Origin of the sequence: Streptomyces sp. NPDC092045 (assembly GCF_044756005.1) — a bacterium.
Lineage (GTDB): Bacteria > Actinomycetota > Actinomycetes > Streptomycetales > Streptomycetaceae > Streptomyces.
Map to the genome: position 1 here is coordinate 155,909 of NZ_JBIVSC010000001.1, position 19,413 is coordinate 175,321.

Annotated in this window: 15 protein-coding genes; 11 read left to right on the plus strand and 4 right to left on the minus strand. The window is 75.1% G+C overall.

The window, feature by feature from the left end; all coding sequences use genetic code 11:
- Nucleotides 1–101 precede the first annotated feature (101 nt).
- Nucleotides 102–1,220 (minus strand): SWIM zinc finger family protein, encoded by a 1,119-nt coding sequence (locus ACIQKA_RS00725; RefSeq protein WP_402540235.1) that lies wholly within the window; start codon nucleotides 1,218–1,220, stop codon nucleotides 102–104.
- A gap of 214 nt (nucleotides 1,221–1,434) precedes the next feature.
- Here ACIQKA_RS00725 and ACIQKA_RS00730 point away from each other — a divergent pair, with 214 nt between their 5' ends.
- The 6 genes from ACIQKA_RS00730 (at nucleotide 1,435) to sucD (ending at nucleotide 9,419) form a co-directional block, all read left to right on the plus strand.
- Nucleotides 1,435–1,857, plus strand: a complete 423-nt coding sequence (locus tag ACIQKA_RS00730) for a hypothetical protein (RefSeq protein ID WP_383151231.1) — start codon at nucleotides 1,435–1,437, stop codon at nucleotides 1,855–1,857.
- A 135-nt stretch (nucleotides 1,858–1,992) separates the two neighbouring features.
- The gene (locus ACIQKA_RS00735; protein ID WP_383151230.1) at nucleotides 1,993–3,150 is read left to right on the plus strand and encodes an AAA family ATPase; all 1,158 of its coding nucleotides are present in this window, start codon (nucleotides 1,993–1,995) and stop codon (nucleotides 3,148–3,150) included.
- Nucleotides 3,147–5,648: a DUF5682 family protein gene (locus ACIQKA_RS00740; RefSeq protein ID WP_402539566.1), complete on the plus strand. Its 2,502-nt coding sequence runs from the start codon at nucleotides 3,147–3,149 to the stop codon at nucleotides 5,646–5,648. The genes ACIQKA_RS00735 and ACIQKA_RS00740 overlap by 4 nt, the downstream gene beginning before the upstream one ends.
- Complete coding sequence (locus tag ACIQKA_RS00745; RefSeq protein WP_402539568.1) at nucleotides 5,645–6,925, plus strand: VWA domain-containing protein; 1,281 nt, start codon at nucleotides 5,645–5,647, stop codon at nucleotides 6,923–6,925. The genes ACIQKA_RS00740 and ACIQKA_RS00745 overlap by 4 nt, the downstream gene beginning before the upstream one ends.
- 411 nt (nucleotides 6,926–7,336) lie before the next feature.
- Entirely contained in the window at nucleotides 7,337–8,515 is a 1,179-nt protein-coding gene (sucC, locus tag ACIQKA_RS00750) for an ADP-forming succinate--CoA ligase subunit beta (RefSeq protein WP_383151228.1), read from the plus strand.
- Between the two features lie 19 nt (nucleotides 8,516–8,534).
- Nucleotides 8,535–9,419 (plus strand): succinate--CoA ligase subunit alpha, encoded by an 885-nt coding sequence (sucD, locus tag ACIQKA_RS00755; RefSeq protein WP_053641201.1) that lies wholly within the window; start codon nucleotides 8,535–8,537, stop codon nucleotides 9,417–9,419.
- Nucleotides 9,420–9,575: 156 nt separating this feature from the next.
- Here the strand turns inward: sucD and ACIQKA_RS00760 are convergent, their stop codons facing one another.
- Nucleotides 9,576–10,922 carry a helix-turn-helix domain-containing protein gene (locus ACIQKA_RS00760; RefSeq protein WP_402539570.1) on the minus strand — a complete coding sequence of 449 codons (1,347 nt, stop codon included), beginning with the start codon at nucleotides 10,920–10,922 and terminating at the stop codon, nucleotides 9,576–9,578.
- Nucleotides 10,923–11,041: 119 nt separating this feature from the next.
- Between ACIQKA_RS00760 and ACIQKA_RS00765 the strand changes: the two genes are divergently transcribed.
- Nucleotides 11,042–12,694 carry a DUF6350 family protein gene (locus ACIQKA_RS00765; protein WP_402539571.1) on the plus strand — a complete coding sequence of 551 codons (1,653 nt, stop codon included), beginning with the start codon at nucleotides 11,042–11,044 and terminating at the stop codon, nucleotides 12,692–12,694.
- Nucleotides 12,695–12,701: 7 nt separating this feature from the next.
- On the opposite strand, the gene ACIQKA_RS00770 is transcribed toward ACIQKA_RS00765, so the two are convergent.
- Nucleotides 12,702–13,460, minus strand: coding sequence for a hypothetical protein (locus ACIQKA_RS00770; RefSeq protein ID WP_383151225.1), 759 nt, complete (start codon nucleotides 13,458–13,460; stop codon nucleotides 12,702–12,704).
- Nucleotides 13,461–13,725: 265 nt separating this feature from the next.
- On the opposite strand from ACIQKA_RS00770, the gene purN reads away from it, so the two are divergent.
- From purN to ACIQKA_RS00785, 3 genes are all read left to right on the plus strand, one after another.
- Complete coding sequence (purN, locus tag ACIQKA_RS00775; protein WP_383151224.1) at nucleotides 13,726–14,355, plus strand: phosphoribosylglycinamide formyltransferase; 630 nt, start codon at nucleotides 13,726–13,728, stop codon at nucleotides 14,353–14,355.
- On the plus strand, nucleotides 14,330–15,895 hold the full coding sequence (purH, locus tag ACIQKA_RS00780) for a bifunctional phosphoribosylaminoimidazolecarboxamide formyltransferase/IMP cyclohydrolase (protein ID WP_383151223.1): 1,566 nt from the start codon (nucleotides 14,330–14,332) through the stop codon (nucleotides 15,893–15,895). Before purN ends, purH begins: the two co-directional genes overlap by 26 nt.
- Before the next feature lie 140 nt (nucleotides 15,896–16,035).
- Entirely contained in the window at nucleotides 16,036–17,544 is a 1,509-nt protein-coding gene (locus ACIQKA_RS00785) for a DUF2079 domain-containing protein (protein WP_383151222.1), read from the plus strand.
- A gap of 86 nt (nucleotides 17,545–17,630) precedes the next feature.
- On the opposite strand, the gene ACIQKA_RS00790 is transcribed toward ACIQKA_RS00785, so the two are convergent.
- Entirely contained in the window at nucleotides 17,631–18,281 is a 651-nt protein-coding gene (locus tag ACIQKA_RS00790; RefSeq protein ID WP_383151221.1) for an RDD family protein, read from the minus strand.
- A gap of 251 nt (nucleotides 18,282–18,532) precedes the next feature.
- On the opposite strand from ACIQKA_RS00790, the gene ACIQKA_RS00795 reads away from it, so the two are divergent.
- On the plus strand, nucleotides 18,533–19,393 hold the full coding sequence (locus tag ACIQKA_RS00795; protein ID WP_383151220.1) for a bifunctional methylenetetrahydrofolate dehydrogenase/methenyltetrahydrofolate cyclohydrolase: 861 nt from the start codon (nucleotides 18,533–18,535) through the stop codon (nucleotides 19,391–19,393).
- The last annotated feature ends 20 nt before the right edge of the window (nucleotides 19,394–19,413 follow it).

A 19,413-nucleotide genomic window follows, 5' to 3' on the forward strand; every position in this document is an offset into this window, starting at 1 on the left:
CGGACGGTGGTGCGGTGGCTGATGGCCGGGGGCGGCTGTGGCGGGGCGGGCGCGTCCGGAGACACCGGGTCACGGGGGCATGAGGTCGCAGGGCCACGGGGTCATACGAGCGGGACCGTCTCGGCCGGGGCCTCCGGCGACCAGGCGGCGAGCGGGGTGAACCCCCGGTGTCCGCACTCGCCGAAGACGGTCACCGGAGCCCCGCCGGACAGGGCGACGAGCCGCCACAGTCCCGGCCGGGACTGGGCGTCGGGCGTCAGGGGCAGCGCCTCGCGCCCGTCCGCGTCGGCGAGCTGCCAGCCGTACTCCGCCCGCGCCGGTACGACCCCGCGCAGCGTCACGGGCCACGCGTCCAGCCACGGGTCCTCGCGCAGCGCGCTCCCGTACGCGTCGAGGGCCGCGCCGACCGGGCCGCCGGGCGGCGGGGTCACCGGGCCGGCGACCGGGGTGAAGCGCTCGCCCGGCTCCGCCCGCAGCTGCCCGGAACCGGCGTGCGGGGTCAGCTCGCCGTCGAGCACCGCGCCCACGGGAAGGGACAGCAGGGGCGCCCGGCCCGCCGCCCCGTACGAGAGCACGAGCGCCGTGCGCCCGCCGGCCGTTCCGTACAGCCAGACGCGCCGGGTGGTCAGCCGCCCGTCGCCCGTGTCGTACTGCGCGAGGACGAGCCAGTGGTCGCGAACCGGGAGCCCGGCGACCGGGGACGGGAGGCCGACCCGGGTCCGTACGGTCGTCGCGAAGGGCGCGGGCAGCCGGTCGGCGGCCAGCCAGGCCCGGTCGAGAAGGTGGATCAGCGCGCACTCCTCCAGGAGCCGCACCGGCCAGCCGGGCCCCGATCCCGGTATCGCCCCCAACTCCCGCACCCGGCCCGCGAGGCCGGGCGCCTGGGCGTCGACCATGCGGGCCGCCGTCTCCTCCCACAGGCCGTGTCCGGACTGCCCGGCCGCCGCCAGGCCGCCGCGCAGCAGGTCGGCGAGCCGCTGCTCCAACTCCCGCGCGCCCGAGGTGATCCGGGCCGCCCTCCGCTCGGCCCGGCGCCGGGCCGCCTCGGGATCGGCCACGCCCCCGGCCGCGCCTGGATCGGCCACGCGCCCGGCCGCTCCGGGACCGGCCGTGCCCCCGACCGCGTCGCCGTGCCCGCTCCCGCCCCCGTCCTTCGTGCTGCGCGAAACCCCGTCGGGAGCCGGTGCCGGCACCGGCTCGATCGTCGAACGCACCCCCATGCCCTTCATGCCCACGACGGTAGAGGGCGCCACTGACAACGCCCTTGACCAGCGATTTCGTTGTGGGGTGAGGGAATTGAGGCGAGGTCAGGAGGAGGGCGAGGGGGCGCCCGTGCGGGGTTCCCGGGGCGAACCCGGAGGATTTGACTTTACTCTCCCTTTACGATTCTCTGCGCGGGATCCACGATCGACTCCACACCCCAGGGGGACCCTCATGAAGCGCACCGCCCGTACCGTCCGCACCGCCGTCTCGGTCCTCGCCGTCACCGGTCTCGCCCTCGGCCTCGGCGCCTGTTCGGAGGCCGCCGAGAAGGCCGTCGAGCAGGCCGACAAGTCCGTGAACGAGACCTACGAGGTCACGTACGAGGTCACCGGAAGCGCGATCGAGTCCGTCGACTACCACGCCGGCGGCGGCACCGCCCTGGAGCCGAAGATCGAGTCGGAGAAGAAGCCCGCCGCCCCGTGGAAGAAGACGGTGACGCTGAAGGGGATCATGCCGCCGGCCGTCATGCCGGTCTCGCTCAGCCCCTCCGACCTCACCTGCAAGATCACCTACAACGGCAAGGTCATCAAGGAGGCCAAGGCCGAGCAGGCGATGGCCGGCGGCTGCGTCGCGGTCTCCCCGGTCGTCGGCTGATCCCCGGCGGGGGCGGGCCCCTCCACCGGCGGAGCGGACCCCTCCCACCGCCCCCGACCGGCGCCGACATCGGATTGTCAGTGCCATGGTGCACGGTGGATCGCACAGCAGGTCGAACGATCTGGAGGGGGATCCATGCCCGTGCCCGAAACCATCGCGAAGCCCGGTGACGGTGCCGAGACGGACACCGCACCGGGCCTCCCGCAGACCTCCGCCGAGGTCCTGCGGCCACACGCCGAGCACGCCTTCGCCGCCGAACTCGCGGCGCTCGCCGCGGCCGACGACCGCCCCCGGCCCGCCCGCTGGCGCCTCTCGCCCCGGGCCGTCGCCACCTACCTCCTCGGCGGCACGCTCCCCGACGGGACCGTGATCACGCCCAAGTACGTCGGCCCGCGCCGCATCGTGGAAGTCGCCGTCACCACCCTCGCCACCGACCGGGCACTGCTCCTCCTCGGCGTCCCCGGCACCGCCAAGACCTGGGTCTCCGAGCACCTGGCCGCCGCCGTCAGCGGCGACTCCACCCTCCTCGTCCAGGGCACCGCCGGCACCCCGGAGGAGGCGATCCGGTACGGCTGGAACTACGCCCGGCTCCTCGCCCACGGCCCCGACCGGGACGCCCTCGTGCCGAGCCCCGTCATGCGGGCCATGTCCCGGGGCGCGACGGCCCGCGTCGAGGAGCTCACCCGCATCCCCGCCGACGTGCAGGACACCCTCATCACGATCCTGTCCGAGAAGACCCTGCCCGTCCCCGAACTGGGCGAGGAGGTGCAGGCCGTCCCCGGCTTCAACCTCATCGCCACGGCCAACGACCGCGACCGGGGCGTCAACGAGCTCTCCGGCGCGCTGCGCCGCCGCTTCAACACGGTCGTGCTGCCGCTGCCCGCGACCCCCGAGGACGAGGTCGACATCGTCGCCCGGCGCGTCGAGCAGCTCGGACGCTCCCTGGAGCTGCCGGCCCCGCCGGACGGGGCGGCCGAGATCCGCCGGGTCGTCACCGTCTTCCGCGAACTGCGCGACGGCGTCACCACCGACGGGCGCACGAAGGTCAAGTCCCCCTCGGGGACGCTCTCCACGGCCGAGGCCATCTCCGTCGTCACGGGCGGCCTCGCCCTCGCCGCCCACTTCGGCGACGGCGTCCTGCGCCCCGCGGACGTCGCCGCCGGCCTCCTCGGCGCCGTCGTCCGCGACCCGGCCGCCGACCGGGTCGTCTGGCAGGAGTACCTGGAGACGGTCGTCCGCGAGCGGGACGGCTGGAAGGACTTCTACCGCGCCTGCCGCGAGGTGAGCGCATGAGGACGCCCGCCGCCGGGACTCCGTCGGTCTCCACGCCTCCGTCCGCCGCGTTGACGACGCCCACCGCCGCGACGTCCACCGCCGTGATGCCGCCGCCCACTGCCCTGACGACGTCCGCCCCCGGGACGTCGTCCACCACCGCCGCGACGACGTCCGCCGCCGCGACGCCCGCCGCCGCGACACCGTCCGCTCCCGCCCCTTCGTCCGCCGTCGCGGCCCCGCGTCGGGCCCTCGTCCCGGGCGCGTCCCCGGGCGGGCCCTTACTGCTCGGAGTGCGGCACCACGGGCCCGGCTCCGCGCGGGGGGTGCGGGCCGTGCTCGACGCGGAGCGGCCCGCCGCGGTGCTGATCGAGGGGCCCGCCGAGGCCGACGCGCTGGTGGAGCTCGCGGGGGACCCGGGCATGCGGCCGCCCGTCGCCCTGCTCGCCCACGCCGTGGACGACCCCGGCCGGGCCGCGTTCTGGCCGATGGCCGAGTTCTCGCCCGAGTGGGTCGCGCTCCGCTGGGCCCTGGACCGGGGCGCCGCCGTCCGGTTCGTCGACCTGCCCGCCGCCCACACCCTCGCCGCCGACCCCACCTGGGACGAGAGCGAGGAGGTCGCCGGGGACGGGGTGCGGATCGACCCCGTCGCCGAACTGGCCGCGGCCGCCGGGTACGAGGACGCCGAGCGCTGGTGGGAGGACGTCGTCGAGCTGCGCGGCGACGGCGATCCCGCCGCCCCGTTCCGGGCCCTCGCCGAGGCCATGGTCGCCCTGCGCGAGGCGTACGGGCACGGCGGCCACCCCCGCGACCTCGTCCGCGAGGCGCACATGCGGCTCCGGCTCCGCGAGGCGAGGAAGGAGTTCGGGGACTCCGTCGCCGTCGTCTGCGGCGCCTGGCACGTCCCCGCCCTCGCCCTGCGCACCACCGTCGCCGCCGACCGGGCCCTCCTCAAGGGCCTGCCCAAGGTGCGGACCGGGACGACCTGGGTCCCCTGGACCCACCGCAGGCTCGCCCGCCGCTCCGGCTACGGCGCCGGCATCGAGGCCCCCGGCTGGTACGGGCACCTCTTCACCGCCCCCGACCGGCCCGTCGAACGCTGGATGACCCGGGTCGCCGGGCTCCTCAGGGCCGAGGACCACCCCGTCTCCTCCGCCCACGTCATCGAGGCCGTCCGGCTCGCCGGGGCCCTCGCCGCCCTGCGCGGACGCCCGGCCCCCGGCCTCGACGAGACGACCGACGCCGTCCGCGCCGTCCTCTGCGAGGGCTCCGACGTGCCGCTCGCCCTCGTCCGGGACCGCCTCGTCGTCGGGGACGTCCTCGGCGAGGTGCCCGACGGCGCCCCCGCCGTCCCCCTCCAGCGCGACCTGACCCGGCGGCAGCGCTCCCTCCGCCTCAAGCCCGAGGCGGAGGAGCGCGAGCTCGCGCTCGACCTGCGCAAGGAGACGGACGGGGAGCGCAGCCGCCTGCTGCACCGGCTGCGGGTCCTCGGCGTCCCCTGGGGCGAGCCGGCCGCCGGCCGGACCGGCACCGGCACCTTCCGCGAGACCTGGCGGCTGCGCTGGGAGCCCGAGCTGCACGTCAGGGTCGCCGAGGCCGGCGTCTGGGGCACCACCGTCGGGGCCGCCGCCACCGCCCGGGCCGAGGACCGGGCCCGTACCGCCACGGCCCTCGCCGACGTCACCGCCCTCGCCGAGGACTGCCTCCTCGCCGGGCTCGCCGACGCGCTCCCCGCCGTCATGCGGGCCCTCGCGGACCGGGCCGCGCTCGACACCGACGTCGTCCACCTCGCCCGGGCCCTCCCGGCCCTCGCCCGCGCCCTGCGCTACGGCGACGTCCGGGGCACCGACACCGCCGCCCTCGGCGAGGTGGCCACCGGGCTCGCCGAGCGGATCTGCGTCGGCCTGCCGCCCGCCTGCGCCGGACTCGCCCCCGACGCCGCCGGGCCCCTGCGCGAGCGGATCGACGAGGTCCACCGGGCCCTCGGCCTGCTGCCCGACGCGGCGGGGACGCGCGAGCGCTGGACCGGCGTCCTGCACCGGCTCGCCGCGCACGACCGGGTGCCCGGCCTCCTCCGGGGCCGGGCCGCCCGGCTCCTCCTCGACGAGGGGCGCACCACCGACGCCGGAGCCGCCCTCCTCATGGGCCGCGCCCTCTCGCCCGGCGCGCCGCCGCCCGACGCCGCCGCCTGGATCGAGGGCTTCGCCGGCGCCGCCTCCGGCGGCGGACTGCTCCTCGTCCACGACGAGCGCCTCCGCGGCCTCGTCGACGCCTGGCTCGCCTCCGTACCGGCCGAGGCGTTCACCGACGTCCTGCCCCTGCTGCGCCGCACCTTCTCGGCGTACGAGCCGGGCGTGCGCCGCACCCTGGGCGAGCTGGCCGCCCGGGGCCCCGGGACCGGCGGCCCCGGCGCCTCCGCGCCCGGCGCGCCCGGCTTCGCCCCCGCCCCCGACCGGGAGCGCGCGGACGCCGTCCTGCCCCTCCTCCACCTCGTCCTCGGCACGGAGGCACCCGCATGACCCCCCTCACTCCCGCGACACCCGCGGCCCGTACGAGCGACGACCCGAGCGCGTCCGCCCCCGCGCCACCCGACGCCAACCCCTCCGCCCCCACACCCCCCACACCCCCGGCCCCCACGCCCCCCGTCTCCTCCGAGGACGAGCGGCTGCGTCGCTGGCGGCTCGTGCTCGGCGGGGGCGACGCCGACGGCACCGGGCGGGTGCTCTCCGGGACCGACGCCGCCGTGGACGGAGCCCTCACCGCCCTCTACGGCCGGAACCCGGACGACCGGGACGGCGCCGGCCGGGGCCGTACGGCCGGACTCGGCGCCTCCGCGCCCTCCGTCGCCCGCTGGCTCGGCGACATCCGCACGTACTTCCCGGCCCCCGTCGTCCAGGTCGTGCAGCGCGACGCGATCGACCGGCTCGGCCTCGCCGCCCTCCTCCTGGAGCCGGAGACGCTGGCGGCCGTCGAGCCCGACGTGCACCTCGTCGGCACGCTCCTCTCCCTCCGCGAGGCCATGCCCGAGACCACCAGGGAGACCGCCCGCGCCGTCGTGCGCAAGGTCGTCGCCGACCTGGAGGGGCGCCTCGCCGCCCGCACCCGCGCCACCCTCACCGGCGCGCTCGACCGCTCCGCCCGGACCCGCAGGCCCCGCCACGGGGACATCGACTGGGACCGCACGATCCGCGCCAACCTCAAGAACTACCTGCCCGAGCACCGCACGGTCGTCCCCGAGCGGCTCGTCGGCCACGGGCGCGCCTCCCGGGCGGCGCGCAAGGAGGTCGTGCTCTGCGTCGACCAGTCCGGCTCCATGGCGGCCTCCGTCGTCCACGCCGCCGTCTTCGCCGCGGTGCTCGCCTCCCTGCGGACGGTCGCCACCCGGCTGCTGGTCTTCGACACCGCCGTCGTCGACCTGACCGACCGGCTCGGCGACCCCGTCGACGTCCTCTTCGGCACCCGGCTCGGCGGCGGCACCGACATCAACCGCGCCCTCGCCCACTGCCAGGCGGGCATCACCCGCCCCGCCGACACCGTCGTCGTCCTGATCAGCGACCTGTACGAGGGCGGCGTCCGCGGCGAGGCGGCGAAGCGGGTCGCGGCGATGCGGGCCGCCGGCACCCGGGTCGTGGCCCTGCTCGCGCTCTCCGACGAGGGCACCCCCGCCTACGACCGCGACCACGCGGCGGCCCTCGCCGCGCTCGGCGTCCCGGCCTTCGCCTGCACCCCCGACCTGTTCCCGGAGATCATGGCCGCCGCCCTGGAGGAGCGGCCCCTGCCGATACCCGCCGACTGACCTCCGGCGCGCGCCCCGGGGCACGGAATCCGTCGTCGCGGACCACTCGCACGGGTGGACGGAGAGCGACTGAGTTCCATATCACAGCGGCCCCCGGACGCCCCTCACTCCGCCGCTCCGCGCGCCGTGAGCCACCGGGATCCCGGGCCCCGCCTGCCACGAACGCCGCGGGCGGTCCTCCCGCGACCTCCGCGGACCGTCCCGCCGCCCTCACGCGCTGTGACCCGTATCACCGCTCTCCTGCGATCTGCGATTTAGGGACCCACGGCACACGGCGATAACCTGCGAGACGGACATGCCGCGTCCACGGACACCGTGTACGCCTCCCTTGTGACAGAGCAGTCACGTTGCCCTCCGCGGCACGCCCACGCAGACAACGAACCGCGATCATCAGAAAAGGGACGGACGCGCGTGGACCTGTTCGAGTACCAGGCGAGGGACCTCTTCGCCAAGCACGGTGTACCGGTGCTGGCCGGTGAAGTCATCGACACGCCTGAGGCGGCGCGCGAGGCCACCGAGCGTCTTGGCGGCAAGTCGGTCGTCAAGGCGCAGGTGAAGGTCGGCGGCCGCGGCAAGGCCGGCGGCGTGAAGCTGGCGGCGAACCCGGACGAGGCCGTCGCCCGCGCGACGGACATCCTCGGGATGGACATCAAGGGCCACACGGTCCACAAGGTGATGATCGCCGAGCTGTCCCCGGAGATCGAGGCGGAGTACTACGTCTCGTACCTCCTCGACCGCACCAACCGCACCTTCCTCGCGATGGCGTCGGTGCAGGGCGGCATGGACATCGAGGAGGTCGCGGAGAAGACCCCCGAGGCCCTCGCGAAGGTCCCGGTCAACGCCGTCGACGGCGTGAGCATCGAGAAGGCCCGCGAGATCGTGGCCCTGGCGAAGTTCCCGGCCGACGTGGCCGAGGGCGTCGCCGAGGCCCTGGTGACCCTGTGGAAGACCTTCGTCGCCGAGGACGCGCTCCTCGTCGAGGTCAACCCGCTGGTGAAGACCAAGGACGGCCGCATCCTGGCCCTCGACGGCAAGGTCTCGCTCGACGAGAACGCCGACTTCCGCCAGCCCGACCACGAGGCCCTGGAGGACAAGGCCGCAGCCAACCCGCTCGAGGCTGCCGCCAAGGCCAAGAACCTCAACTACGTCAAGCTCGACGGCGAGGTCGGCATCATCGGCAACGGTGCCGGTCTGGTCATGTCGACCCTGGACGTCGTCGCGTACGCCGGTGAGAACCACGGCGGCGTGAAGCCGGCCAACTTCCTCGACATCGGTGGCGGCGCCTCCGCCGAGGTCATGGCGAACGGCCTGGAGATCATCCTGGGCGACCCGGACGTCAAGTCCGTGTTCGTCAACGTCTTCGGCGGCATCACCGCCTGCGACGAGGTCGCCAACGGCATCGTCCAGGCCCTGGAGCTCCTCGCCTCCAAGGGCGAAGAGGTCACCAAGCCGCTGGTCGTGCGCCTCGACGGCAACAACGCGGAGCTGGGTCGCAAGATCCTGTCGGACGCGAACCACCCGCTCGTGCAGCGCGTGGACACCATGGACGGCGCGGCCGACAAGGCCGCCGAGCTCGCGGCTGCGAAGTAAGGGACGAGGTCAGAACACCATGGCTATCTTCCTGACCAAGGACAGCAAGGTCATCGTCCAGGGCATGACCGGTGCCACGGGCATGAAGCACACCCGGCTCATGCTGGGCGACGGCACCAACATCGTCGGCGGCGTGAACCCGCGCAAGGCCGGCACGACCGTCGACTTCGACGGCACCGAGGTCCCGGTCTTCGGCTCCGTCGCCGAGGCGATGAAGGAGACCGGCGCCGACGTCTCGGTCCTCTTCGTCCCGCCGGCGTTCGCGAAGGCCGCCGTGGTCGAGGCGATCGACGCCGAGATCCCGCTGGCCGTCGTCATCACCGAGGGCATCGCCGTCCACGACTCCGCCGCCTTCTGGGCGTACGCGCAGGCGAAGGGCAACAAGACCCGCATCATCGGCCCGAACTGCCCCGGTCTCATCACCCCGGGCCAGTCCAACGCCGGCATCATCCCGGGCGACATCACGAAGCCGGGCCGCATCGGCCTGGTCTCGAAGTCCGGCACGCTGACGTACCAGATGATGTACGAGCTCCGTGACATCGGCTTCTCGTCCGCCGTCGGCATCGGTGGCGACCCGGTCATCGGCACCACGCACATCGACGCCCTGGCGGCCTTCGAGGCCGACCCGGAGACCGACCTGATCGTCATGATCGGCGAGATCGGCGGCGACGCCGAGGAGCGTGCGGCCGACTTCATCAAGGCCAACGTCACCAAGCCGGTCGTCGGCTACGTCGCGGGCTTCACCGCGCCCGAGGGCAAGACCATGGGCCACGCCGGCGCCATCGTCTCCGGCTCCTCCGGCACCGCCCAGGCGAAGAAGGAGGCCCTGGAGGCCGCGGGCGTCAAGGTCGGCAAGACCCCGACCGAGACGGCCAAGCTGGCGCGCGCGATCCTCGCGGGCTGACGCCGCCACCGCACAGCGAGTGGGCCCCGCCCCCTCCCGGGAGACCGGGCGGGGGCGGGGCCCACTCGCGTACGGATCCACTCGCGTACGGATCCACTCGCGTACGGGCCCGCTCGCGTACGGATCCCTCCCGCACCACGGGGCGGGACGGGGCGGCTATCCGGCCAGCGGGACCAGCCGTTCGGGGCCCGGGTTCGGTTCGGAGCGCAGCCGGTCGCGGAGCTCCACGTCCTCGGGCCTGAGCTTCTCCGGGCCGCCGCGCACCGGCACGCCGTTGACGGTCTCGCCGGGCGCGTTCACCGGGACGTACCGGGTCGGCGCGGTCACCGCCGTGAAGCCGGTCATCGCGATGAGGACCGCCGTCACGCCGACCACCGCCCGCGTCCAGGTCCGGGTCCGGTGCTCGCTGCCGGTCCGGACCGCGCGGGCCGCCGGGAGCTCCGTCACGGGCTCCTCCGCGACCAGCGCCTTCAGCCGCCGGTGCAGCTCCCCGGGCTCGGCCAGGTCGGGGTCCTTCCCGCCGAGGACCGTGCGCGCGTGCAGCAGCCGGTTGGCGGCGGCGGGGGTGCTCGCCTCCGTCTCGGCCGCCGTGTCCGGCAGGTCGAGGCCGAGACCGTCGTAGAGCAGCACGGTCCGGCGGTGCGGCGGCGGCAGTTCGAGCAGCGCGGAGAGCAGCTCCTGCCCCCGCCGGCCCGCCTCGGCCGGTGCGGCGTCGGGGTGCTTGTGGGCGCGGCGCAGCCGGTGCCAGGGGGAGAGGGCGTACTCGTACGCCGTCGCCCGCACCCAGCCCACCGGGTCCGCGTCGACCGCGACCTCGGGCCAGCGCTGCCACGCCTGCTGGAAGGCGCGCTCCACGGCCTCCCGGGAGAGCGCCCGGCGCCCGGTGAGCAGGTACGTCTGGTGGACGAGGCCGGGCGCGGCGTGCGCGTAGAGCGCGTCGAACGCCTCCTCGGGGGTGAGCCCGCCGGGCGCGGCGGGACCCGCGGCCGGCGCGACCGGTTCCGTCGCCCCGGGCTTCCGCACCGCCCCGGGCCCCTCCACCGTCTCCACCGCCCCGGGCTCCGCCGCCCCGGCCTTCTCCGGCGCTTCCGGCGCTTCCCGCGGCGGCGATGTCTCCGGCTCGGGCGCCTCCGGTTTCAGGCGTTCCGCCGGCATGGAGACCCCGTCGCCGGCCGGAGTGGCGGGCGGCCGGGAGGAAACCGGGGAGGAGGGGGCCGAAGGAGTGAGGGCGGGCCCGGAAACCGCTTCCGCCCGCCCGGTGGGGTCCGGGGGCGGCGGCGGGCCCTCGGGCCCGTCCGCGCCGAGCAGCCGCGCGTACGCCTCGCGCTTGCGGCCCCGGGGCGCCGAGCGCCCCGTCTCCCACGCCTTGACCGTGGCTCTCGTGACGCCCATGGCCTCGGCGACCTGCTCCTCGCTCAGGGCGAGGGCCTCGCGCAACCTGCGCCGCTCCTTGGGGGTCGGCAGGGTGGCGGAGGGGGTGGAATCCGCGGTGCTCCGGCTCATGGGCGTCGACCTCCCGCAGAGCTTCTCTGGGCGGAAAAGTACATAAACGTATCTTGGGCGACACAGCGGATGTTTGCCTGTTACGCGGCGAAAGCGCGTGTCGTTGGGAGCATGGCCCCGTGACCCACGTGACCGAGCACCCCCTGGTCCAGGGCGGCCGTTCCGCCGCGCTCGCCGCCGCCTGCGTCCGGGGCGGGGTCGCCGCCGGACTCGGCCTCGGCGCCCTCGCGGTCCTGGTGATCGCGGCCTGGATCAGCTCGCCGTTCCCCGACGGCGGCCCCAACGACGTCCTCCACGCCGCCGCCGGGCTCTGGCTGCTGGCCCACGGCGTGGACCTGGTCCGCACGGACACCCTCTCCGGCGTGCCCGCGCCCCTCGGCGTCGTCCCGCTCCTCCTGACCGCCCTGCCCGTCTGGCTCGTCCACCGGGCCGCCCGCGACACCCTCGACCCGGGCCCCGGCGGCCGGGACCGGCCGCGCCCCTCCCCGAGCGGCGCGATCGCCTCGGTGACCGGCGGATACCTCCTGGTCGCCGCGGCGGTCGTGCTCTACAGCGAGAGCGGCCCGTTCCCCGCCGAACTGGTCACGGCCGGGCTCTGGCCGCCCGCCGTCGTCACCGGCGCGGCGGCCGCGGGGGTCTGGACGGCGCTCGGCCGCCCGTTCCCCGGGCAGCGGTGGGCGGTCCTGCCGCGCGCGGCGGGACTCGGGCTCGTGACGCTGCTCGTCGGCGGCGCGACGGCCGCCGCGGCCTCGCTGACCTGGCGCGCGGGCCGGGCGGAGACCGTCTTCCTGGGCCTCGCGGGGGAGTGGTCGGGACGGGCCGTGGTCCTGCTCCTCGTCCTGGCGCTGCTGCCGAACGCGGCCGTGTGGGGCGCCTCGTACGGCCTCGGGCCCGGCTTCGCCCTCGGCACGGGGGCCCTCGCGACCCCGCTGGGCCTCGCCGGGGACCCGGCGGTGCCGCCCTTCCCGCTCCTGGCCGCGGTGCCCGCCGAGGGGCGCGGCGGCTGGCTCCACTGGTCGGTCGCGGCGGTCCCGCTGGTCGCGGCCGTGCTCCTGGGGCACCGGGTGGGCCGCTCGGCGCGGACCTGGACGGCCCGTGACACGGTGCTGACGGCGCTGGGCGCGGCCGGGACGTGCGCGGCGGCCGTCGCCGCCCTCGCCGGAGCGGCGGGCGGACCGCTGGGCTCCGGCCGGCTGTCCGCGTTCGGCCCGGTGGGGTGGCAGGCGGGCGCGGCGGCGATGCTGTGGGGGACCTGCGTGGGCGTTCCGGCGGCCCTGGGGGTACGGGCCTGGGGCCGCCGTGCCCCGCGCCCGAAGCGCGCACCGGCCCCGGTGCCGACCCCGATCCCGGCCCCGGCCCCGCCCCCGGCTTCCGCGAGGACGACGGACGGGGCGGACGCCGCCGACCGGACGCCCTCCCGGACGTGGACGTGGGCGCGGCGCCCGGTCCCGGTCTTCGGCCGGATCCGGGGCCCCCTCCGGCGGACCGGGGCGGCTCCCGGGGCACCGGGCCCGGGCGGCGCCGCGTACACCGGCCCGCACGGCGATCCGTACGGACGCTCCTGCGCCGACCCGTACGGCGACCCCCTCGGGGACACCGGCTACGAGCCGTACGACTTCCTCCCGGCGGCCTGGGAACCCTCCCCGGACCCGAGGCCGGACCCGGACCCGGAGCCCCGGGCGGTCCCGGAACCGAAACCGGAACCGGAACCGGATCCGGACCCCGGCGCCGAGGGCTCCGGGAAGTCCGAGGCCCCCGCCCCCGGCGCGTAGCCCCCGCCTACTCCCGCACTCCGAACGTCGCCCGCAGCGGCTTCGGCAGGAGGTCGTTGCAGGAGAGGCGGCCCGCCTGGGTGAGGGCGTCGTCGCGGCACTCGTAGAAGTCGCGGTAGACGATCTGCATGGTGAAGCCGCCCGCCACGAGCGCCAGGGCCATGCCCGACGCGACCAGACCGCTGATCGCGGCCGTCCGCATCGCCCGCACCGGGGCGGCCACCGGGGAGGCGCCCTGCGCCGGGGCCCGTCCCGAGGGCTGGGACGCCGGCTGTGACGTCGGCGACACCCCGCCGGTCCCGCCGGCCCCGTCCGCCGTCCGCTCCTCGCCCCGCTTCGGCCCGGTCCGCAGCGAGCTGATCGCCCAGTAGAGGCCGAGGGCGCCGAGCAGCAGCGCCAGTTCCGGGATCTCGAAGAGGGCGAAGAAGAGGCCCCACATGCCGGCGAGGATCGCGTACCGCGCCCGCCGCTGCGCCGGGTCCGTCGGGTCCCAGCGGAGCCCCGGGCCGCGCCCGGAGCCGCCCTGCCCGGGACCGCCCTGGCTCCCCTGACCGCCCTGGCGCTCGGGTCCGCGCCCGAAGCCGTCCTGGGAGGGGCCCGGCTGGCGCGGGCTCCAGCGGCCGTCGGACGGGGCCGGCGGGTCCGGGGTCCCGGACCCGCCGTCGTCCGGGCCCTCCGGCCGCCGCGGCTGCCACGGCTGATCCGGCCGCCCCTCGGGCGGCGGCGCGAACGGGTTGTTGTCGTCCGTGGACTGGCGTTCCGGCATCTGCTGAACGTCTTCCCTCTGTCGTCTCGACCACGACCGCACCCGTGGTCTCCGCTGCTGGCTCGTGCTGTCCGTCCGCGGCCCGGTCCCCCTGCCGGGCCCGGCGTCGGACCCTGACGCTACCGCCCTGCTCCGCCCCCGTCCCGTGGGGGCCGCCCGGTGTGCCGGTATCGTTGCTGACGGTCGAGCCATTCGTAGGGTTCCCCGTATCGAGCGGCACGATTCGTTCGTACGACCGCACAAACACCACGGAAAGAGTGACCCAGTGGCTGCCGCCCGCCTCGTCGTCCTGGTCTCCGGTTCCGGTACCAACCTTCAGGCCCTCCTCGACGGCATCGCCGCCGACCCCGAGGGGTACGGCGCGGAGGTCGTCGCGGTCGGCGCCGACCGCGACGGGATCGCCGGCCTGGAGCGCGCCGAGCGCGCCGGGCTGCCGACCTTCGTGTGCCGGGTGGGGGACCACGCGAGCCGCGAGGAGTGGGACCGCGCCCTGACGGAGGCGACGGCCGCGCACGAGCCCGACCTCGTCGTCTCGGCCGGCTTCATGAAGATCGTCGGCAAGGAGTTCCTCGCCCGCTTCGACGGCCGGGTCGTCAACACCCACCCGGCCCTGCTCCCCAGTTTTCCCGGTGCCCACGGGGTGCGCGACGCCCTCGCCTACGGCGCGAAGGTCACCGGGTGCACCGTCCACTTCGTCGACGACGGCGTCGACACCGGCCCGATCATCGCCCAGGGCGTGGTCGAGGTGCGGGAGACGGACGATGAAGCCGCTCTGCACGAGCGCATCAAGGAAGTCGAGCGCTCGCTGCTCGTCGACGTCGTGGGGCGTCTCGCCCGGCACGGCTACCGCATTGAGGGACGAAAGGTTCATGTCGGTGAACACGGACACCGTTAAGCCCATCCGCCGCGCGCTGGTCAGCGTCTACGACAAGACGGGGCTCGAAGACCTGGCCCGCGGCCTGCACGAGGCCGGTGTCGAGCTCGTCTCCACCGGCTCCACGGCCGGGAAGATCGCCGCGGCGGGCGTTCCCGTCACCAGGGTCGAGGAGCTGACCGGCTTCCCCGAGTGCCTGGACGGGCGCGTCAAGACCCTCCACCCGCGCGTGCACGCCGGCATCCTCGCCGACCTGCGCCTGGAGTCGCACCGCGAACAGCTCGCCGAGCTCGGCGTGGAGCCGTTCGACCTGGTCGTCGTGAACCTCTACCCGTTCCGCGAGACGGTCGCCTCCGGCGCCACCCCGGACGAGTGCGTCGAGCAGATCGACATCGGCGGCCCCTCCATGGTCCGCGCCGCCGCGAAGAACCACCCGTCCGTGGCGATCGTCACCAGCCCCGAGCGGTACGGCGACGTGCTCGCCGCCGTCCGGTCCGGCGGCTTCGACCTGACCGCCCGCAAGCGGCTCGCGGGCGAGGCCTTCCGGCACACGGCCGCGTACGACGTGGCCGTGGCCTCCTGGTTCGCCGCCGACTACGCCGCCGCCGACGACTCGGGCTTCCCGGACTTCCTGGGCGCCACGTACGAGCGGAAGAACGTCCTGCGCTACGGCGAGAACCCGCACCAGGGCGCCGCGCTCTACGTCGACGGGACGGGCGGCCTCGCCGAGGCCGAGCAGTTCCACGGCAAGGAGATGTCGTACAACAACTACACGGACACCGACGCCGCGCGCCGGGCCGCGTACGACCACGACGAGCCCTGCGTCGCGATCATCAAGCACGCCAACCCGTGCGGCATCGCGATCGGCGCCGACGTCGCCGAGGCCCACCGCAAGGCGCACGCCTGCGACCCGCTGTCCGCGTTCGGCGGCGTCATCGCCGTCAACCGCCCGGTGACGGTCGAGCTGGCCGAGCAGGTCGCGGAGATCTTCACCGAGGTCATCGTCGCCCCGGCCTACGAGGACGGCGCGGTCGAGGTCCTGGCCAGGAAGAAGAACATCCGCGTGCTGCGCGCCGAGGGCGCCCCGGCCGACCCGGTCGAGGTCAAGCCGATCGACGGCGGGGCCCTCCTCCAGGTCGCCGACCGCCTCCAGGCCGACGGCGACGACCCGGCGAACTGGACCCTGGCGACCGGCGACGCCCTCTCCGCCGAGGAGCTGGCCGAACTGTCCTTCGCCTGGAAGGCCTGCCGCGCGGTCAAGTCCAACGCGATCCTGCTCGCCAAGGACGGCGCCTCGGTCGGCGTCGGCATGGGCCAGGTCAACCGCGTCGACTCCGCGAAGCTGGCCGTCGAGCGGGCGGGCGAGGAGCGGGCGCGCGGCTCGTACGCCGCCTCCGACGCCTTCTTCCCCTTCCCCGACGGCCTGGAGATCCTCACCGCGGCCGGAGTGAAGGCGGTCGTGCAGCCCGGCGGTTCGATGCGCGACGAGCTGGTCGTCGAGGCGGCGGCCAAGGCCGGCGTGACGATGTACTTCACGGGCGCCCGCCACTTCTTCCACTGACGCGGATCCGCGCGGCGCGAACGGCCCGCCGTCCCCCACCGGGGCGGCGGGCCGTCCACGTCGTGTCGGCGGATCAGTCGATCGGGTGGTCTCTGTTCTAATGGATTGCTCTTCTGTCGACCGCCGGTAATGAGGGCGTGATGTTGGACGTAGGGAACAAGTCCCCCGAGGAGGCCGTCGGATCCGGCGCCCCCGTCGCCGGCATTCCCGCTCCGGCGAGCGCGCCGGAGGCGCCGGGCGCACCGGACGCGGCCGGCCCCGGAACGCGGCCGGGCCTCCCGCCCGCCCCCCTCCGCCCGTACCTGGTCCTCGCGGCCGTCCTCTGCGGCCTCTACTTCCTGTACTCCTGGGTGCAGTACGCGCACTTCCGGACCCCCTCCTGGGACCTCGGGATCTTCGGGCAGTCCGTCCGCGCGTACGCCGAGTTCCGGGCGCCGATCGTGGACATAAAGGGGCCCGGCTTCCCGATCCTCGGGGACCACTTCAGCCCGGTCACCGCCCTGCTCGCGCCGCTGTACTGGATCTGGCCCTCGCCGGTCGCCCTGCTCTTCGCGCAGGCCGCGCTCTTCGCCGCCTCGGCCGTGGTCGTCGGCCGCACCGCGCAGGAGGTGCTCGGCAGCCGGGCCGCCGGCCTCGGGCTCACGGTCGCGTACGGGCTCTCCTGGGGGCTCCAGGAGGCGGTGAGGTCCGACTTCCACGAGATCGCCTTCGCCGTCCCGCTGCTCGCCCTGACCTGCCGGGCCCTGCTCCTCGGCCGCTGGTCCCTGGCCGCCTCCTGGGCGGTCCCGCTGATCCTCGTCAAGGAGGACATGGGGCTCACCGTCGCCATGGTCGGCGCGGTCGTCCTCCTCAAGGGGAGCCGCCGGCTCGGCGCCGCCCTGGCCGCCTTCGGCGTCTCCGCCTTCGCCCTCACGGTCCTGGTCCTGATCCCGGCGGCGAGCAGCCTCGGCCAGTACGACTACTGGTCCAAGATCGAGAAGACGGGCGAGGGGGCCGACACCTCCTTCGGGCAGGTCGTCGGCGACGCCCTCGCCTCGGGCGAGCGCTGGGAGATGGTCCTCTACCTCCTCGCGATCACCGGCTTCCTCGCCCTGCGCTCCCCGCTGGTGCTGCTCGTCCTGCCGACCCTGGGCTGGCGCTTCCTCTCCCAGGACCCCAACCACTGGGGCATGCACTGGCACTACAGCGCGATCCTCATGCCGGTGGTCTTCCTGGCCCTCGTGGACGGCGTCCGCGCGGTCCGCACCTCGCCGCGCGCCTGGCTCGCCTCGTACGGGAGGGTCGTCGTCCCGGTGGCGACGGCGGTCGCGCTCGTCCTCGCCGCGAACCTGCCGCTGCGCGAGCTCCTGAAGCCGGAGACGTACCGCTCGGACGCGCGGGTCGCGCAGGCGCGGGACGCGCTGGCGCGGGTGCCGGAGGGGGCGAGCGTGGAGACGGACGTCTCGCTCCTCGCCCACCTCACGGCGGACCACCGGGTCTACTGGGCCGGGACCTCCCAGGAGGTCGACCCCGACTACCTGGTCTACGACCTGCGCGGCTGGTCGCAGCAGGCCTCGGACCCGGAGCGGCTGGCTTCGCAACTGCATCCCCGGGCCCGCTACGAGCTCACCCACCGCTCGGACGGGTTCGCGGTCCTGAAGCGGCGCTGACCCCGCGCGGGACGCGGGACGACGGGGAGGCCCCGGGCATCGGTCGATGCCCGGGGCCTCCCGCGTGGAACGGAGCGGACGCGGTGTCAGCCGTTCTCCTTGACGACCAGCGTGCTGCACACCTTGTCGGAGAAGGTCTGCTTCTTCGAGTCCCAGATCGGCCACAGGTAGCCGATGTAGCAGGCGATGCCGTCGAGGAAGTGCGCGAGCTGGCGCACGAAGGACATGCCGAAGCCGAGCGGGCGCCCGTCCGACTCGCGCAGCGTCCGGGTGCCGACGATCCTCTTGCCGATCGTCTGGCCCGTCGCGCCCTCCTTGTAGACCTGGAAGAAGAACATGAAGACCAGGTAGACGAAGCCCACCAGGGTGAGGACCACCGCGAGGCCGTTCTCGCCGCTGCTGCCGCTGTTGCTGCCCATCGCGGCGCCGACGCCGGCGAGGATGTAGTACGGCACCAGCATGATGGCGCTGTCGATCAGCCGGGACAGGACGCGCCAGCCCCAGTGCGCCAGCGGGGGAACGTTTCCGTAGCCGCCCGCGCCCGGGTAGCCGCTGCCGGCGTAGGGGGAGACCGGCGGGGCGGCGGGGTAGCCGTAGCCCTGCTGCGGCACGCCCTGCGGGGCCTGCTGCGGGTAGCCGTAACCGGGCTGCTGGCCCTGCGGGTAGCCGTAACCGGGCTGCTGCTGACCCTGTCCCTGGGGCTGGCCGTAGGGGTTGTTCGGGTCGCCGAAGCTCATGGCGGGATTCCTCCGTGAAATTTCTCTGTGCGGGGACGACGCGGCCCGCGCGGAGGACTTTCACGGCATCTGAGCGGATTTCCCCCCGGCACTTTCCGCGGTACTGCGCGGATCATCGTCGTCGTACCGTCGACTTCTTGTCCAGTCGATACGGGACGGAGTTGTGCAAGTGCAACCTTCCGTTCCGGGTCCGGAGCCCCTCCGTACGGGCGAATTGGAAGAAGGCGGGGGGCATCCGGGAAGATGGCTCCATGAGCGCCCAGATTCTCGATGGCAAGGCCACCGCAGCCGCGATCAAGTCCGATCTGACCGTCCGTGTGGCGGCCCTCAGGGAGAAGGGCGTCACGCCCGGACTCGGCACCGTCCTCGTCGGCGACGACCCGGCCAGCCAGAAGTACGTGGCCGGAAAGCACCGTGACTGCGCGGAGGTCGGCCTCGCCTCCATCCAGCGCACGCTGCCGGGCACCGCCACGCAGGAGGAGATCGAGGCGGTCGTGCGGGAGCTCAACGAGGACCCCGCCTGCACCGGCTACATCGTGCAGCTCCCGCTGCCCAAGGGCATCGACGAGAACCGCGTCCTGGAGCTGATGGACCCGGAGAAGGACGCGGACGGGCTGCACCCGACCAACCTCGGCCGCCTGGTGCTCAACGAGCCCGCCCCGCTGCCCTGCACGCCCAACGGCGTCATCACCCTGCTGCGCCGCCACGGCGTGGAGATCGACGGCGCCGAGGTCGTGGTCGTCGGGCGCGGCGTCACCATCGGGCGCTCGATGCCGCTGCTGCTCACCCGCCGCTCCGAGAACGCCACCGTGACCCAGTGCCACACCGGCACCCGGGACCTCGCGGCGCACCTGCGGAACGCCGACATCGTCGTCGCGGCGGCCGGCGTGCCGCACCTGATCCGGCCCGAGGACGTGAAGCCGGGCGCGGCCGTCCTCGACGTCGGCGTCTCGCGCAACGCCGAGGGGAAGATCGTCGGCGACGTGCACCCCGGCGTCGCCGAGGTCGCCGGCTGGATCTCCCCGAACCCGGGCGGCGTGGGCCCGATGACCCGCGCGCAGCTCCTCGTCAACGTCGTCGAGGCCGCCGAGCGCGCGGCCGCGGCGCTCTGACGTGACCCCGGGGAGCCTCC

Excerpts from the sequence above, each read along its gene's own strand:
- ACIQKA_RS00725 (WP_402540235.1), bottom strand. The coding sequence starts at position 1,220 with ATGGGGGTGCGTTCGACGATCGAGCCGGTGCCGGCACCGGCTCCCGAC.
- ACIQKA_RS00730 (WP_383151231.1), top strand. The coding sequence starts at position 1,435 with ATGAAGCGCACCGCCCGTACCGTCCGCACCGCCGTCTCGGTCCTCGCC.
- ACIQKA_RS00735 (WP_383151230.1), top strand. The coding sequence starts at position 1,993 with ATGCCCGTGCCCGAAACCATCGCGAAGCCCGGTGACGGTGCCGAGACG.
- ACIQKA_RS00740 (WP_402539566.1), top strand. The coding sequence starts at position 3,147 with ATGAGGACGCCCGCCGCCGGGACTCCGTCGGTCTCCACGCCTCCGTCC.
- ACIQKA_RS00745 (WP_402539568.1), top strand. The coding sequence starts at position 5,645 with ATGACCCCCCTCACTCCCGCGACACCCGCGGCCCGTACGAGCGACGAC.
- sucD (WP_053641201.1), top strand. The coding sequence starts at position 8,535 with ATGGCTATCTTCCTGACCAAGGACAGCAAGGTCATCGTCCAGGGCATG.
- ACIQKA_RS00760 (WP_402539570.1), bottom strand. The coding sequence starts at position 10,922 with ATGAGCCGGAGCACCGCGGATTCCACCCCCTCCGCCACCCTGCCGACC.
- ACIQKA_RS00770 (WP_383151225.1), bottom strand. The coding sequence starts at position 13,460 with ATGCCGGAACGCCAGTCCACGGACGACAACAACCCGTTCGCGCCGCCG.
- purH (WP_383151223.1), top strand. The coding sequence starts at position 14,330 with ATGTCGGTGAACACGGACACCGTTAAGCCCATCCGCCGCGCGCTGGTC.
- ACIQKA_RS00785 (WP_383151222.1), top strand. The coding sequence starts at position 16,036 with ATGTTGGACGTAGGGAACAAGTCCCCCGAGGAGGCCGTCGGATCCGGC.
- ACIQKA_RS00790 (WP_383151221.1), bottom strand. The coding sequence starts at position 18,281 with ATGAGCTTCGGCGACCCGAACAACCCCTACGGCCAGCCCCAGGGACAG.
- ACIQKA_RS00795 (WP_383151220.1), top strand. The coding sequence starts at position 18,533 with ATGAGCGCCCAGATTCTCGATGGCAAGGCCACCGCAGCCGCGATCAAG.